6 protein-coding genes are annotated in these 16,154 nt (G+C 41.4%); 2 read left to right on the top strand and 4 right to left on the bottom strand.

Going from position 1 to position 16,154, the window contains the following annotated elements; translation table 11 throughout:
- Window positions 1-64: 64 nt before the first annotated feature.
- Window positions 65-3,268: a hypothetical protein gene (locus HYU69_15955; protein MBI2271836.1), complete on the bottom strand. Its 3,204-nt coding sequence runs from the start codon at window positions 3,266-3,268 to the stop codon at window positions 65-67.
- A gap of 37 nt (window positions 3,269-3,305) precedes the next feature.
- Complete coding sequence (locus HYU69_15950) at window positions 3,306-7,430, bottom strand: SBBP repeat-containing protein (protein MBI2271835.1); 4,125 nt, start codon at window positions 7,428-7,430, stop codon at window positions 3,306-3,308.
- A gap of 357 nt (window positions 7,431-7,787) precedes the next feature.
- Here HYU69_15950 and HYU69_15945 point away from each other — a divergent pair, with 357 nt between their 5' ends.
- Window positions 7,788-9,329 carry a hypothetical protein gene (locus tag HYU69_15945; GenBank protein MBI2271834.1) on the top strand — a complete coding sequence of 514 codons (1,542 nt, stop codon included), beginning with the start codon at window positions 7,788-7,790 and terminating at the stop codon, window positions 9,327-9,329.
- Window positions 9,330-9,378: 49 nt separating this feature from the next.
- Here the strand turns inward: HYU69_15945 and HYU69_15940 are convergent, their stop codons facing one another.
- Window positions 9,379-13,830, bottom strand: a complete 4,452-nt coding sequence (locus HYU69_15940; GenBank protein MBI2271833.1) for a PKD domain-containing protein — start codon at window positions 13,828-13,830, stop codon at window positions 9,379-9,381.
- Between the two features lie 171 nt (window positions 13,831-14,001).
- Between HYU69_15940 and HYU69_15935 the strand changes: the two genes are divergently transcribed.
- Window positions 14,002-15,564, top strand: a complete 1,563-nt coding sequence (locus HYU69_15935; GenBank protein MBI2271832.1) for a hypothetical protein — start codon at window positions 14,002-14,004, stop codon at window positions 15,562-15,564.
- A gap of 59 nt (window positions 15,565-15,623) precedes the next feature.
- Here the strand turns inward: HYU69_15935 and HYU69_15930 are convergent.
- Window positions 15,624-16,154: hypothetical protein (locus HYU69_15930; GenBank protein ID MBI2271831.1), on the bottom strand; the 531-nt coding region annotated here is incomplete at its 5' end.

Genomic DNA, 16,154 nt, shown 5'->3' with positions numbered 1-16,154 from the left:
TTCATTGTCAAAATATTGGTACACTACTTGGGTGTTCACCGGTTTTGGTAATGTTTCAGACTTATTAGGGTGCGGTTAAATTTATGTTTATGCTGCAACCATTTTTGTCTTTAATATTAATTGAATAAGCACCCTGACAAAGTTGATTCTTGTACCTGTTAACATCTCCATCCGGCCAGGAGTAGGAGTAGGGGTTTGTGCCACCGGTTGCATTCACCATTACCCATTCTTTGCAACCGCAGTCAATACAATTGGCGGTTCCTTTGGCAAATTGCCCTGTTAAAGCCGGCGGTGAGATGATGGTTGTTGCTGAAGTTGTGGTGCAACCTTTGGTATCGGTTATAGTTACAGTATAATTGCCTGCTGATAATCCCGAAACCTGGAACCCGGTACCGGGAGAACCTCCACTCCAGTTATATGTAAAGGGAGACATGCCGCCGCTGCCGGTCGCAGTTGCTGTGCCATTGGTCCCGCCATTGCACGTAATGTTTGTTCCCGTAACTATTAAACTTATTGCCGGATTAACAGTTACAGTTGCGGCGGAAGTGGATGTGTTTCCCCCAATATCTCTTATTGTTACTGTATATGTGGTGGTGGCAGCCGGGCAAGGATTGATGTTTTGTGTGGTGGCACCATTGCTCCATGAATAAGTGTATGGGCTTGCTCCTCCGGTACCACTTGAGGTTACAACAGCACAGGTGCCCGGACATACTGAAGTGCCGGTGGCTGTTACGGTTGGACCGTTGCAATTGGTTACAGTGATATTTTTTGTTATAGTTGCATTGCAACTTCCGCTTGTAACAGTATGAGTAACACTATATGTTCCTGCTGTCAGGAATGTATACGAGAAGTTTGCCGTTGTGCCCGTAAGATTTGTTATGCCACCAATTGTCCATGTGTATGTTCCCGTTGAACCGGTGTTGGTAAAAGTTACATTAACCCCGATGCAGGCAGGCGGATTTGTAAAAGTTGCCGAAACCGGGCTGGTACCGGTAACATTTGTTGCTTGAGTGGCGGTACACCCATTGCTGCTGGTTACCGTAACAGTGTAAATGCCGGCGGGTATGCCTTTATTTTCAAATGTTGTAACACCATTGCTCCAGCTATATGTAAAAGGGAAAACCCCGCTTACAACGTTTGCTGTTGCGCTGCCGCTTGTAGTACAACTTATGTTTGTAGTTGTTACTGCGATCACAACAGGCTGTGCAAGTATTGCCACTGTTTTAGTGGCGGAACATCCTTTGCTGTCAACAACTGTAACTGTATAGTTGCCCGGTGCTAACCCGGTGGCTGTTTGACCCGTTTGACCCGACGAACTCCAACTGTATATATAAGGAGAGGTGCCATTAATAACATTGATGGTGCTTGTGGCTTTATTTGTTGAGCATGACCATTGTGTAGAATACCCTAAAACCAATTCAACAGGCTGCGTGATATTTACCACCCTGGTTGAAATGCAGCCGTTGACATCATTTACGGAAACGGTGTATGTGCCTGCGCAAAGTCCAGTAGCCGTTTGGGAGGTTTGTGAATTGCTCCAGATAAACGAATAGGGCGAAGTGCCATTTGTGACTATAGCATTACTGCTTCCGGTACACGCGCCGCCACATATTATATTGGATGATGATGTAATTATATTCAATGATTGTGAAGAAACTGTTGCAACTACAGTAGCCGTGGCTGTAGCAGCAGTAGCATCGGTAACAGTGACAGTGTAAGTGGTGGTTAAAGCAGGACATACATTGATAGTTGCATTGCTTTGTCCGTTATTCCAGTTGTAAGTATAAGGAGCTGTTCCACTTGTAACGGTTGTTGCTACATTTGCACAAGACCCAGGGCAAACACCTGCTCCGGTGGCGCTGACTTTAACGGTAGTGCAAGGATTTACCCTGACAGTATCTTTGTGTGTTGTGCTGCATCCGTTAAAGCCGGTTAAGGTTAAGGTGTAAATTGTGGTTGCGCCGGGACAAACCGTTATGCTTTGTGCAGTTGATCCGCCGGGGCTCCACAAATAGGATGCATAACCGGTCGGAGCCTGAAGTGTTGTACATTGACCGGTACAAACGGTAGTGCTGTTTGAATAAACAGGGGAGCAGGCTGCGTCGACATAAGCATAACCATAATGTCCACCTGCTGAACAATCACCTGCTGTAAATTCTATAGTTACATTTTGACCGATGTAAGCGCTAAGATCAACATTTACAGTGCTCCAGGGTTTGTAATAAGTTAGACCTCCGCCTACACCCGGAACTGCGCAGCTTGGTGCCTGAACAAACCCGGGTAAGCCGGCCTGTACAGCGACAAAAAATTCTGAGCAGGGAATGGTATCTCCATTTTGATCCTTCAAGAGCGCTTTGAAAAATGCTTGCCCCGGTGGCGAGTGAGTTCCATCATTTAGTACAACAGCATATTGGTATTTAAAATTCGCATTAGTACCCGACACTTTAAAAGTTTGGCTGATCTGATCTGCAAATCCTCCTGCATTGGTAGAATCACAAAGTCGTAAAGAATAATTTCCGCCCGGTGCAACAACGGGAAATCCTCCGCAAGGGTCGGTGCCGCCGGAAGTTATCATATGCCTTTTCGGTAATTGACCGATCGAAACCTGTTTCATTCCGGGCTGACCATTTGACTGACCTGACGAACAGTACCATCCATTGGTTGTTCCTGATTCGAAATCCATATTGGTGCATCCGGGTTGGATGGTGTTAAGGGGTGCGAATGAAGTAGTTATATCATAGTTGAAGCAAGGAGCCCATGAAGAACTGCCTGATGAAGTACCTACGGCATCTACAATTATGTAATAACACTGACCTGCTGTAGCAAGAAATGAAACTGCAAGTCCACTTACAGTTTTGTTTGTAGGAACCTGGATGTAATCTGTACCTACGCAAACTCCTCCGGAAGTTGGGCAACCATTCATTACTATTAACCAGGGTTGAGAAGGTGCATTAATAGGACTTGATACCATATTGTTTAAGGTAATTGTAATATAACCGTTAATTGGCGAACACAAGTAGTAGAACCATTCGGGATTGCTATAAATAGCACCCCCGGTTCCGGCCGGACCCGGACATGTACCATATATGCTGGAGTTAAAATCGTTTCCCATGCCGCAGGTAGTTTGTCCTGTATAAGTTGCGGGAACGGTAATCGGGTTGGAGGAGGCAGCAGCACAGGTATTACCGCCTTGTGCCTTAGCTATTGATGAAAATGCAGCAGACAATAATACATAAAATGAAATTTTTAGTAGTTTCTTAGGTTTCATTATATATATAAGTTACTGTAAGCCATTCATCAATAAATCAAGGTGTAGTAAGGTTAACATTAATGGCACACCCGTTTTTATCGGTAATATTTACCATGTGTGTACCCGGACAAAGTTGATTCTTATACCTGTTTACATATCCATCCGGCCAGGAGTAGGAGTAAGGGCTTGTACCACCTGCGGCATTTACCATTACCCATTCCTTACATCCGCAGCCTGCACAATTTGCCGTTCCTTTCGTGAATTGTCCCGCTAAAGGTTGGGGCGAAATTATTGTTGCTGTTGAAGTGCCCGTGCAGCCCTTGCTGTCAGTAATGGTTACAGTATAAGTTCCCGCTGTTAAACCCGAAACCTGAAACCCTGAACCCTGAACCCCTGCGCTCCAGGAATAAGTATAAGGCAAACTGCCGCTTACTCCTGATGCGGTTGCTGCTCCTGTGCCACCGCTGCAGCTAATATTAGTTGTTACTGTTGTTGCTGTTACAGCAGGATTAACAGTTGCCACCGCTGTTGAGGTAGAGGTACCCCCTGCAGAGTCAGTAATTGTTACAGTATAAGTAGTCGTTGAAACGGGACAAGGACTGATATTCTGTGTTGTTGAGCCATTGCTCCAATTATATGTATATGGGCCTGTACCACCCGATCCTGCTGAAGTTACATTTGAACAAGTGCCCGAACAGACTGAACTGCCGGTCGCAGTAACAGTAGGTCCGCCGGCGCAGTCAATTACTGTTACAGTGCTGGTTATGCTGGTACTGCATCCGCTCCTGTTAACCGAATGAAATACACTATATGTCCCGGCAGATATAAAAGTATAGGAGAAGTCGGTAGTTGTTCCGCTAACATTTGCCGGTGTTAACGGTGAGATAACCCAGCTAAAAGTAACACCCGTACCGGTTGTTCCGGTATGAGTAAAGTTGACAAGGGTGTTTTTACAAACAGTTCCTGATGGGGATTGTGTAAAAGTTGCAGTTGGACCTATTGGCGGATTTGTGAATGTTACATTAGATGTTGCTGTACATCCTGTTGCATCCGTCACCGTTAATGAATAAGTACCCTGGCTTAATCCTGTTATGACCAATGTTGTTTGTCCGCTGCTCCAGCTGTATGTGTATGGAGCAGTTCCTCCACCCATAACTGATGGAATGGCATTGTTGCTCATGCCGCAAGGGTCATTATACACGCTTCCTGCAATTGTAATTGTTGAACTTGTAATTGTTACAGTTTTGGTTTGTGTGCATCCGCCGCTCGCATCTCTTACAGTCACGGTATAGTTAGCCTGACTCATTCCTGTTGCAGTTGGAGTCGTTTGTCCAGTATTCCATAAATAGGTATAAGGAGCAATACCATTAGTTGCAACAACTGTAGCCGTTCCTTTGCCTGCTGTGCAGGTGCCGGGCGAAGAAGTTGCCAGGTTTATTAAGGGAGCTTTGCCAATGCTGATATTGCGTATAGCAGTACAGTTATTCGCATCGGTAACCACAACAGAAAAAGATCCTGTGCAAAGCCCGGTTGCAGTTGCAGTTGTCTGACCATTGTTCCATAAATAAGTATATGGTGAGAGTCCGCCCGCCGGAGTGATGATGGAGCTGCCATTGCAGGTTCCGTTGCAGGTAACATTTGTTTGTATGCTGCTTAAGGCCGGGCTGCCGCTGCTTCCTGTAAGTGTATAATAAACTGTATCACGGTTACACACTGCATCTGTTATATAAACCCAATAGTTGCCCGGGCATAAGCCTGTAATTGTATTGGTAGCAGTTGAAGTATTCAGGGTTTGAGAACCATTACTCCATATATAATTATAAGGAGGTGTACTGCATGCTGAAGTAATATTTAAAGTTGCAGAACCATTGCAGGTACAGCTTCCCGGGTTTACCTGCGACTGTGTAAATGTTGGCGGGGGCTGTGAGAATTTATTAACGAATCCCTGGTCTGACATCAATGGTGTGGAATCAAAATATGCCCCACCACCCGGATTAAAAAGTGCACCGGAATGTTCTCCAACAACAAACAAATTATCATTCCGATCTACGGTTATATCATGCCCGAATCCTCCGGGTGTTAATGTAGCCCATAGCCGGCTGCCGGTAATGCTGAATTTTAAAATAAATGTTCCGCTTCCTGAAAAGGGCCCGGAAAAAAAATAGGAGTTGCAGGCAGAATTATTAAATGTGGGAAAGTCGGTAGATGTAGTTACTCCGGTAACATACACATTGGAGCAGTTATCTGTAATGATCCCCATTTTTTCATAAGATATTGCATTTCCAGGATACATACCTTCCCAATTTGTGCCGCCATAATAAGTTGACCAGAATAAACTGTAATTATTTAGAAACTTACTTACAAAAACGTCCTTTGTGCCACCATTAAAGCTGTTGTCAAAATAGGCACCTGCACCAGGGTTTTGCACCGGAAAATTGGCACTCACGGTTTCGCCCGTAAAGAATATGTCGCCGTTTAAATCGCAATCAATTGAATACCCACGTTCAAAACCCGTACCGCCAAAGTAGGTTGACCAAAGTAGATTTCCATTGTTTGAAAATTTAATAACTGTGGCATCGCCGGCGCCATTGTATGTGTTGTCGAAATAGGCTACTCCGCCGGGATTTAGCATTGGGAAGTTGCCAGAATTGGTCTGACCCGTTGCGAACAAATTATTTCCGTTATCCACAGTTAATGCTATTGCATAATCATCGGAGGATCCGCCGAAATACGTGGACCAAACTAATGCGCCGGCTACATTAAATTTAGCAAAGAACATATCATATCCCCCGGCTGCTGCCTGAGTATATGCCCCGCCACCCGGATTGACTGAAGGCAATCCGGTTAGTCCATATCCGCATATGAACATGTTTCCAAGTGCATCGGTGGTTACATATTTGCATCTTCCGGACTGTCCTCCGCCGAAACTTAATCCTCCTCCGAAAGTTGTTGCCCATAAACGATTCCCGGTATTGTCAAATTTTAAAATAAAGGGTTGAGCGACAGCTGCGGCCGCCTGAAAATAGGCTCCAGCCATATTTTGTGTGGGGAAGGTGGCGCATCCTTCGCGTCCGACAACATATACATTTCCAAATAAGTCGACCGTAATGCCATGGCCATCTGTGCCCCCGCCATTGACTATACACGGACCGGCACCATAAAATGTAGCCCATAATAAACTTCCGTTATTGCTGAACTTAAGAATTAAAGCATTTTGAGAAGCAGAATAAACTCCCTGGTAATAAGCGGTGCCAGAACTTTGAGTTGGAAAATTTGGCGACAATGTATAACCGGTTACAAAAACATTGCCTGTATTGTCGGTTGCAACACCTGTAAAGGAATCTAACCCGGTACCTCCATAATGGGTGCCCCATGCTAATTGCGGATCGACCCTGAGAATTTCATTTGTGTTATATTCACTCAATCCAAATCTGATGTGTGTATCATAGCCACTATTCCCATTTTTTTCATTAGCGGTTTTAATGAAGTGTGTGGTGATCTCAGAATTATTCTGAAAGCTTATAGGTGTGTTTTCAATTAAAGATCCGAAGTCTGTTTTGATTTCGATCTTTCCGCCGGCATTCAACGTCAGCGGATTTAATGAAGAATAAATAAGTTCAATTTGTTTAGGATCAGCGCCCGGATGAACAATAAAATCATATTTGAATCCCTTTTCGTTGCTGTTATATAGTACCCAGTCAATTCCGGGATACACATTTCTTATTGCTATTTTTTCATATTGCTTCACACCATAGATGCCATCCGGACAATGGCCATAAAAGAAGTTGTGATCGGCTTCAGAGGGATATTCTTTAACTACATTTTCTTTTTGGATGTTTGCCCCTTTAAGGATCATATCAATCCTTGAATAATATATTTCTTTGCTTTCTTCTGCTTCTTTTTCAAGTTCTTCTTCCTGTTTAATGAATAGATAACTGAGTCCTTTGTCAGTAATATACATATCCAAACCGGGCGCTTCTACTTTGAACAATACAAATGGAACCGGTATGCCATTGGCATCCATCATTTGTCCTTTGTTTTCAATAAAATGAACCTTCTGGTTTTGCATCCATTGCCGGGCTAACTCCTTATCTATTGCCGGTTCAGAAGCGTAAGTAATTGATGTAAATACTAAAGCTATCAGGTTGAATGCGGCCTTAGTTGCTTTTCTTTTAAGCATAGTAGGTGGATTATTATGTTTTGAAACGAGCAGGTTTAATTTACAGCGTAATAAACATTAAATGCGGGTTTCGCTTGATAATAAGTATCTGATAAAATATGTTCAAGTGAAAGTTAATTGAAATAGTACCTAATTGCAATCCTTCTTTTATTTATTATTGGCTTATCAAAGATATATTTGTAGATTATAGAATTCATTAAGTGGGAAAATTTATAAATAGAGTATTATAATAAATAATTGATATACAATGTATTAATATAAACTAAATTTGTAATTTATTATAATTACTCATTAAAAAATAGCTGATATATATTTGATAATCATCGTATATTTATTTTCACTTTATTTCCTTTTTTTATGCCTAAAAGCGCCTCGTCTGACCTTTTTGAACTTATCCTGTCTATGAGTAAGGCGGAGAAGGCTGCGTTTAAAATTTATGTCCGCGGAGGCGACACCACGCAAAGCCCAATGTATCTTAAATTATTCGACCTGGTTGAAAAACGAAAAGTGTATAATGAAAAAAAGATCATACAATTATTGAAAATCGATCCTGTTCGTTTTCCCGAATTAAAACATTACCTCTATAATCTTGTGTTGAAAGGCCTGAATGATTTTCACAGAGGCCAAACGGTAAATTCGCGGTTAGCAGAGTACGTGAATATAATTAATTTGCTTTTTGAAAAAGGATTGTTTGAACAATGCAGAAAACAACTCCGAAAGGCAATAGCGCTTGCAATCAAATTTGAGAAGCACTCATTTCTTATTGAGTTATATGAATTTGAACTTAGCCTTTATAATGCTACGCAATATTCGGGCATAACAAAAAGACAGATTAATAATATTGATAACCAGGTGAACAATTCGCTTAAAATACTTAAAGTGAGTAATGATTATAATATTGCAACTGAACTCGCCTTTTTAAGGACGTTTCGTCAGGGGGGAGTAAGAAATAAAAGTGAAGCAAAATTTATTGTAAAACTGTATAATGAGAGCATCGTAAATTCGAAAGTGGCTTTGCCGCTTCCATTCGATACAATACTTACCCGCTATTCATTTTTATTTCGCCACTACGTTGATTTGAGAGATTTTAATAAAGCACATGATCTTATGCAGAAGGTACTTAAGCTGATCGAATCAAACCCCCATCAGATCCCGGAGCATCCCCGATCATACGCCGTTGCTATCAGCAATACGATCCTGTGCCTGCTTCGTTTAAAAAGATATAGTGGGTTTTCTTCGCAATTAAAAAAACTTTCTGAAGCTCCTGCGCCAAATCAAAGGGTCAGAAGTTTTATATTTTTCAAAGTGTTATCCTTTGAAATGGAATTCTGTAAAGAAACAGGTGATTTTGTAAAGGGGATCACATTCGTTGAGCAACTGGAAAATATGCTCTCAAAGAAAAGGACATTGAACGCGCAAACAGAGCTGTTGCTTTATTATTACAGTGTTATTATATGTCTTGGGGCAAAAAACTATAACCGCGCCAATTATTTTTTACGTAAAATTCTGGATGGAAACTTTTCGGGATTGAGGGTTGATGTGTATTGTTTTGCAAAAATACTTTCGCTAATTGTCAATTTCGAATTGAATAACCATGAATACCTTGAGTATTCAGTAAAATCAGTTTATCGCTATCTATATAAAAGAAGGAGGTTATATAAACTTGAATCGATCATCCTTGAATTTATTCAGAATGAAATACCACGGATTAACAATCTGACAGATCAGCTTGAAGCATTTAAAAAACTCAGAGAGAAGTTACTTAAACTAAAGAGGGATTCTTTCGAAAAGGAGGCGTTTGACTATTTTGATTTTATAAGCTGGCTGGACAGCAAAATTGAAAACCGCTCCTTTGCGGAAGTAGTAAGGGAGAAGGCGGAAGCAGTTAATGGATGTTAGTTGTTGGTTTTAGTTCCTGACAACTGACAACTAACATCCAATAACTGTTTTATGGGGCAGTAAGATTGAGATTCACACTACACCCATTCTTGTCTTTAATATTTACGGAGTATGCGCCCGGGCAAAGTTGATTTTTGTACCTGTTCCCATATCCATCCGGCCAGCTGTAACTGTATGGGCTTGTTCCTCCTGTTGCACTTACCATTACCCATTCCTTGCAGCCACAACCTGAGCAGCTGGCTGTTCCTTTAGTGAATTGCCCTGCAATGGCAGGAGGTGAGCTGATTGCTGCGGATGAGATGGCGGTACAGCCCTTGCTGTCTGTTACGGTAACTGAATAATTGCCTGCACTCAATCCTGAGATGAGTGAACCTGCAGCCCCGTTACTCCAATTGTAAGTATATCCGGGTGTTCCGCCACCTGGTGCGGCCAACGTGCTTCCATTCGTGCTTCCGTTACAAGTTATATTCGTCGGGGTAACTGTTACATTTACTGCCGGATTAACTGTTACCACAGCTGTTGTCATGCCCGTAGCTCCGTCGGAATCTTTTATGGTTAATGTGTAAGTTGTGGTTACGCCGGGACAAGGATTTATGTTTTGCGTTGTTGCACCGGTACTCCATGCATAGGTGTAAGGCGCAGATCCACCCGTGCCGCTTGAGTTTACCACAGCGCATGTGCCCGGGCAAACCGAATTGCCGGTCGCAGTTACAGTAGGGCTACCAGAACAATTATTTACCGTAACTGTGCTTGTCACAGGAATACTACACCCTCCGCCATTAACTGTGTGAGTAATAGTATACGTTCCTGCGGTTAAAAAAGTATAGGAAAAATCAGTTGTAGTACCACTTACATTTACAGGAGTTATCGGAGAAATAAGCCAATTATATGTTATGCCTGTACCGGGTGGTGTACCTGTATTAATAAAATTTATTGTTGAGCCAATACAAATAGTTCCGGCGGGCGATTGAGTAAAGGTTGCGGAAACAGGGCTGGTGGAAGAGGCAACTATGGCGGTTGTTGTTTGTGAGCAACCTATAGCATCGGTTACAGTAACCGTATAGGTACCTGCACTTAAAAAATTATTATTGGTGCCAATTGAACCTGTGCTCCATACAATGTTGTATGGAGGTGTGCCACCATCAAGGTCGCCCACAGAGTTCAAATTTGTTGAGCCATTATTCAGGCCACAGGTTGTTGCAATAGCTTTTGGTTTTATAACGATAGGCTGCGGTGCTTGCGCTGAATATATTGCTGTAACCGTACAACCATTTCCATCCGTAACTGTAATCGTATAACTTGTTGAATAGGATAAGCCGGTTGCGCTTGCAGTTGTTTGAGCATTGTTCCATAAATATGAATAAGGCGAACTTCCGTTTCCGGGATGAGCTGTCACACTTGCTGTATTACAGGTTAATTGCTCTTTAAATCCAACTACAATTGGCGCAGGTTGCGATAATGTAACAGTTGTTGTAGAAACACAGGCGTTTTGTGAAATGGTTACAGTATATGTTCCGGCCATTAAATTATTAAATTGATATGTTGCCGAATTAGTGGCTGCAGAAACCCCGTTGCTCATACTGTATGTGTAAGGACCGCTGCCTCCGCTAATCGTAATTAATGCACTGCCATTACTGCCGTTGTTGCATGCTACATTTACCGTTGCAACAGAACTGATGCTTTGTACCTGTGAAATTGAAAATATTGAAATTGATTTGCATGAACCGTCAGTTATTGTTACAGTATAGGAATTTGCTGATAACCCGCCAACAGAAATGGTGCCGGCAGTTGTTGTTCCAGAAATACCATTACTCCAGTTGTAAGAATATGTTCCGCCTGAACCGTTGCTGATCGATACTGTTGCACTGCCATTATTTGTTCCGGTGCAATTTAAATTTGTTGTTCCTGAAATAGTTGCATTCATAGTACAGCCACAATTGTTCACGGTTATGTAAGAAGATTTAACAATACTGTCTTTTTTACATTGTGTAGTGATCACAAGTTTTACATCATATATTCCAGGAGTTGGATACGTAACAGTTGGATTTGGAAGGGTTGACGTTACCGGATTCCCTCCGGTAAATGTCCATTGTAATGTTTGGCCCGAGTTGTCGCAGGAACTGGTTATTGCAGAAGTAAAATTAACCGGGTTATTCGGACATACCGTTGTTGTATTTGCAGAATAACTTAAACCAAGATTTTTAGATTCACATATATTAATACATAACTGATCAATAAATGCATCCCCGTTACCACCCGACTGACTGCCACCTCCAAAAGCTGTTTGAAAAGCCCCTGGTGTCACTGGATAGCTGCCATCTGTTCCTCCTGTTGCAAATAGATTATTACCATAAATAGCAATACCTCCGCCGCCAACCCCTCCACCGCTCATTGCAAATCCTTCGAGTTCATCGTGCGCAGAACCGCCTAAGTATGTAATGCAAAGTTGGTTTCCGGCCGGATTATATTTTGCTATAAACTGATCTTCAACTCCTCCAAAGTTTTTCTGAAATGCACATGCACTAATAGGATAATTACCAAAGCTTGCGTCTTCAACTTCACCGTAAGCGTATATGTTATCATTAAAGTCTATTGCTACATCTAAAAGATAATCACCATTAACTCCTCCAAGATAAGTACTCCACAAACGATTTCCATTATTATTGAATTTTGCAATAAATGCATCGTTTCCGGTTACACCTCCACCTCCAAATGCCGGTTGGTAAGCACCCGGACTTGCCAAATTTGTAGTTGCAGCAGTTGTACCAACAATAATTATATTGTTCGAATTATCGACAGCTATGGCATACCCGGCAGTTGTATTGTTACCTCCAAAAAAGGTAGACCAAACCGGAAACCCTATAGCATTTAATTTGACCAAAAAGGAACTCGTTCCACCGCTGCCTGCAAGATTAGTCGGCTGAAATGCCATTAAAACGGGAAATGAAGAATACGAAGTATAACCGGTAAAAAAAATACTGCCGGCAGCATCGCATGTTATTCCATTAGCTTGTGATTGACTAAAACCGGGTCCGCCATAGTAAGTTGAAAATTGCATTGCTCCGTTATTGTTAAATTTTGAAACAAAACAAGCAGCGGGACCTAATAATACGGATTGGTAAGCAAAAAGTGTTGGAAATGTTGAAGAATTAGTTCTTCCGGCAATTACAATATTATTATTTACGTCGCAGGAAATATCGTTCGACGCTTCATATTTGCTTCCTCCAATACAAGTAGACCAAATTAATAATCCTGCTGAATTAAACTTTGCGATAAAAGCGTCATTGGCTCCTGCAAAGGCCTGCATGTAAGCCAGACCCGGGTTTTTTTGAGGCAAGTCAGGGGAAGAAGTTGAGCCTGTAATAAAAATGTTGTTCGTCCCATCAGAAATTATTCCCGTTCCAAGTTCATCCGCGCTTCCTCCATAAAAAGTAGCAAAGACACGAGTTCCGGCTGGACTCATTTTTACTACAAAAGCATCCGAAGCTCCTTTTAAGGATGCTTGAGATGCACCTGTTGATATAGGAAAATTGGGAGAGATTGTCATACCCGTAACTATTGCATTCCCAATCCTATCAGTTTTAATGCACATTCCCTGATCCACACCGTTTCCTCCATAGTAGGTTATCCAGGGATCGATCACTAAAGGAAATGAGGAATTAAAGGTAGAAAGTGAAAAATGTATAATGACCTCACCCCGCTCCTCTCCAGAGGAGAGTATATACCTGGTTTTTACATCAACAATTTCACCATTAATATTTTGATAAACTCTTGGGATTGATTCAGTGAATTCATTTACGCTTGTTTTTATTACTAAATGCCCTTCGCTGTTGATATCTATACTTTCAGCGCCCGTCCATTTTAGTTTTATTTGTGATGGATCAGCGTGAGGGTGTACAATGATGTCATATTTTAATCCTCGTTCCTTCCCTCCGTAATATTTTACATCAATATTGTTGTAAATGTTTTTTACTGTTATTTCATTGTATGAGTTTACCTGCGTTATACCATTGGGGCAGTGCGCATAGTAATAATTGGTATAACCTTCCACCTGGTCTCCAATAATTGTTTCGGCATTTGTATTATGGTTTAAAAATTCAACATCAATTCTATGCAACCTGAATGCTTCACTTTGCATTAATTCCTGTTTTTTATTTTGTTCAGCATCTTTTGTTATTTTGCCTTCTTTTATTGCTTCCTCAATTTCCTCGTCAATCTCGTGCATTACTTCACCCATATTGCTTAATACATAACTAACACCTGTTTTTCTTAAATAAACATCCGCTCCACCGCCACTACCTTTAAATAATATGTCTGGTCGCTGGTGTTGTTTCTGGTCAACCACTTGTCCTCTGTTCTCCGTAAACATCATTCCATTTCCGGCACGGGTATTGGGCGACGGATCTCCATGTGCCTGAGGTATTATCGTTTTTTGGGCAACGGAGGAAATGCAAATGACTACATTAGCAATTATGCAGGTAGGGAGTATTTTGAATCTCATGGTAAATTTTCTATAAGGGAAATTAATCAACAAAAAGCCAAAAGTCAAATGTAAATTGACAAAAGGGACATAGTCAGATGTCTAAAATCTATAAATATGGCCGATCAGCCGTAAGACATCTGTTGTTATTAATTTTATTTCTTTATTTTAGTAATTGAAATTAACTGAAGAATGAAAACTCCTTCCGAAGATATTTTCCTGCTGATAAGATCTCTTATACCCGCTGAAAAGCGCTATTTTAAAGTATATTCGGATCTTCATGCCTTTACCGGTGATAAGAAAAAGTACATTAAACTTTTTGATGCGATCGACAGCCTTCCGGAATACGATGAGAATGAACTTAGAAAAAAATTAAGCGGGGAGTCCTTTGCAACAAAGTTAAAAAAGCCAAAAAGATACCTTTCTGAGGCTATTTTAAAGAGCCTGGAAAGGTATCATTCCAATGATTCTGTGGATATCATTCTCGCTCAAAAGCTTCAACGGATCGAAATATTGTATCGAAAAAATCTTAATTCGATTGCTTTAAAGATCATTCATAGTGCATTGAAAATGGCTGTTGAGCATGAGTCAACATTATACGTATTAAAATTATTGTCATGGAAATCGGAAATACTAAAGCTCTCCGAAAAAATAAATGATATTAAGGTATATATTAATACAGGATTTTCAGAAGAGTTTGACCAGTTGAAGATGTATCTTGATCATCGTAGGTATTATGAATTGGTCTATCGACTTATCCCGCTCATAAAAACACAACAGGTTGTCAGAGATAGCGGCTCTGTGGAGGAAATAAAAAAAATACTCCGGCATCCGCTCGTAAATAAAGTGAATAAAAAGGCACTTCCATACACGTTGCTAAAGTATTATTATAATGTTATGTCGATCGGTACGAGGGAGATCGGTGATTGGAAGAGATCACATATGTTCAGGCTTGAGGTTGTTAAATACCTGGAACGCGACAGATCGAAATTGAACCTGAGAGCAACACCTTATATCCAAGCTATTCACAACCTTTTAATAAGCAGTAAACATTTGAATAGAGACAAGGAGTATGACCTTTATTTTAATAAGGCCCAGGCATTTATTAATGGTCTTCCTAAAAAATACAGAACGAAAATTATTTTGCACGAGTATTTTCGGCTGATCGTTTCGTACATGGAGAATCAGTTACGCCTGTTTAATTACGGTAAAGTGATTAATGTGACGATCGAAATGGAAAGGCTCACTAAAGATCCTTCGCTTGTGAGCATTGAGAACCATTTGTATTTCTATTATTATGCCTTTCATGCCTATTTCAATTTAGGTGAGTATCGTGAAGCATTAAAATATCTGAATAAGATAGTCGGTTTTTCAAACAATGAGATTCTTCAGGACTATGTTTTTATTTCATGGATATTAACTTTGATCGTTCATTATGAATTGGGAAACACAGAACTTTTAAAGGGTTTGTCAAAAACAACCCAGCGGTATTTGCTAAAGAAAAAGGGGAAAGTATACAAGTTTGAAATGCTTCTGATCGATCTGTTCGGCAAATTAATTCATGTGAGTAGTTCAAAAAGGGACCGCATTGAAATATTTAAGGAGGCCAGGCAAAAACTGGGAACTGTTTTTAAAAATACCAGTGAGGCGCAGGTTTTGGAATATTTTGATTTTCTCTCCTGGCTCGATAGCAAAATTGAAAACCGCTCCTTTGCGGAAGTGGTGAAGGAGAGAGCGGTAATAGTGAGTGGTTGATTGTTGTCAGTTGTAAGTATAGTTCCTTACAACTAACAACAATCAACCAACAACTAAACTCACGGCGCCGTGAGACTCAGATTAACCGAGCACCCATTCTTATCCTTCACATTAATCAAATAAGCGCCGGGGCAGAGCTGACTTTTGTACCTGTTGAGATACCCATCCGGCCATGAATAGGAGTAAGGGCTGGTTCCCCCGGAGCCGGTGATCATTACCCATTCCTTACACCCGCAACCTGCACAATTGGAAGTTCCCTTGGTAAATTGTCCTGACAATGGCGGTGGAGAGGTTATTGTTGTGGTTGAGGTTGAGGTACAACCTTTGTTATCTGTTAGGGTAACTGTATAAGTTCCCGTCGACAAGCCGGTAACCTGGAACCCGGCACCTAACCCGCCACTCCAGTTGTAAGTATAAGGTGAGCTGCCGCCACTTCCCGCTGCGGCTGCTGAGCCTGTCGAAGCACCGCTGCAGCTGATATTAGTTGGAGTGGCAGTTGCAGAAACCGCAGGGTTCACCGTTACAGTCACCGTAGCAGTAGCCGAATTTCCTCCCGAATCCGTCACCCTCACCGTATAGGTAGTAGTACC

This window comes from Bacteroidota bacterium, from assembly GCA_016183775.1.
Lineage (GTDB): Bacteria > Bacteroidota > Bacteroidia > JABDFU01 > JABDFU01 > JABDFU01.
This window is presented reverse-complemented; position numbering and strand designations above follow the sequence as displayed.

Coding starts and splice junctions, on each gene's coding strand:
- HYU69_15945 (MBI2271834.1), top strand. CDS start 7,788: ATGCCTAAAAGCGCCTCGTCTGACCTTTTTGAACTTATCCTGTCTATG.
- HYU69_15940 (MBI2271833.1), bottom strand. CDS start 13,830: ATGAGATTCAAAATACTCCCTACCTGCATAATTGCTAATGTAGTCATT.
- HYU69_15950 (MBI2271835.1), bottom strand. CDS start 7,430: ATGCTTAAAAGAAAAGCAACTAAGGCCGCATTCAACCTGATAGCTTTA.
- HYU69_15955 (MBI2271836.1), bottom strand. CDS start 3,268: ATGAAACCTAAGAAACTACTAAAAATTTCATTTTATGTATTATTGTCT.
- HYU69_15935 (MBI2271832.1), top strand. CDS start 14,002: ATGAAAACTCCTTCCGAAGATATTTTCCTGCTGATAAGATCTCTTATA.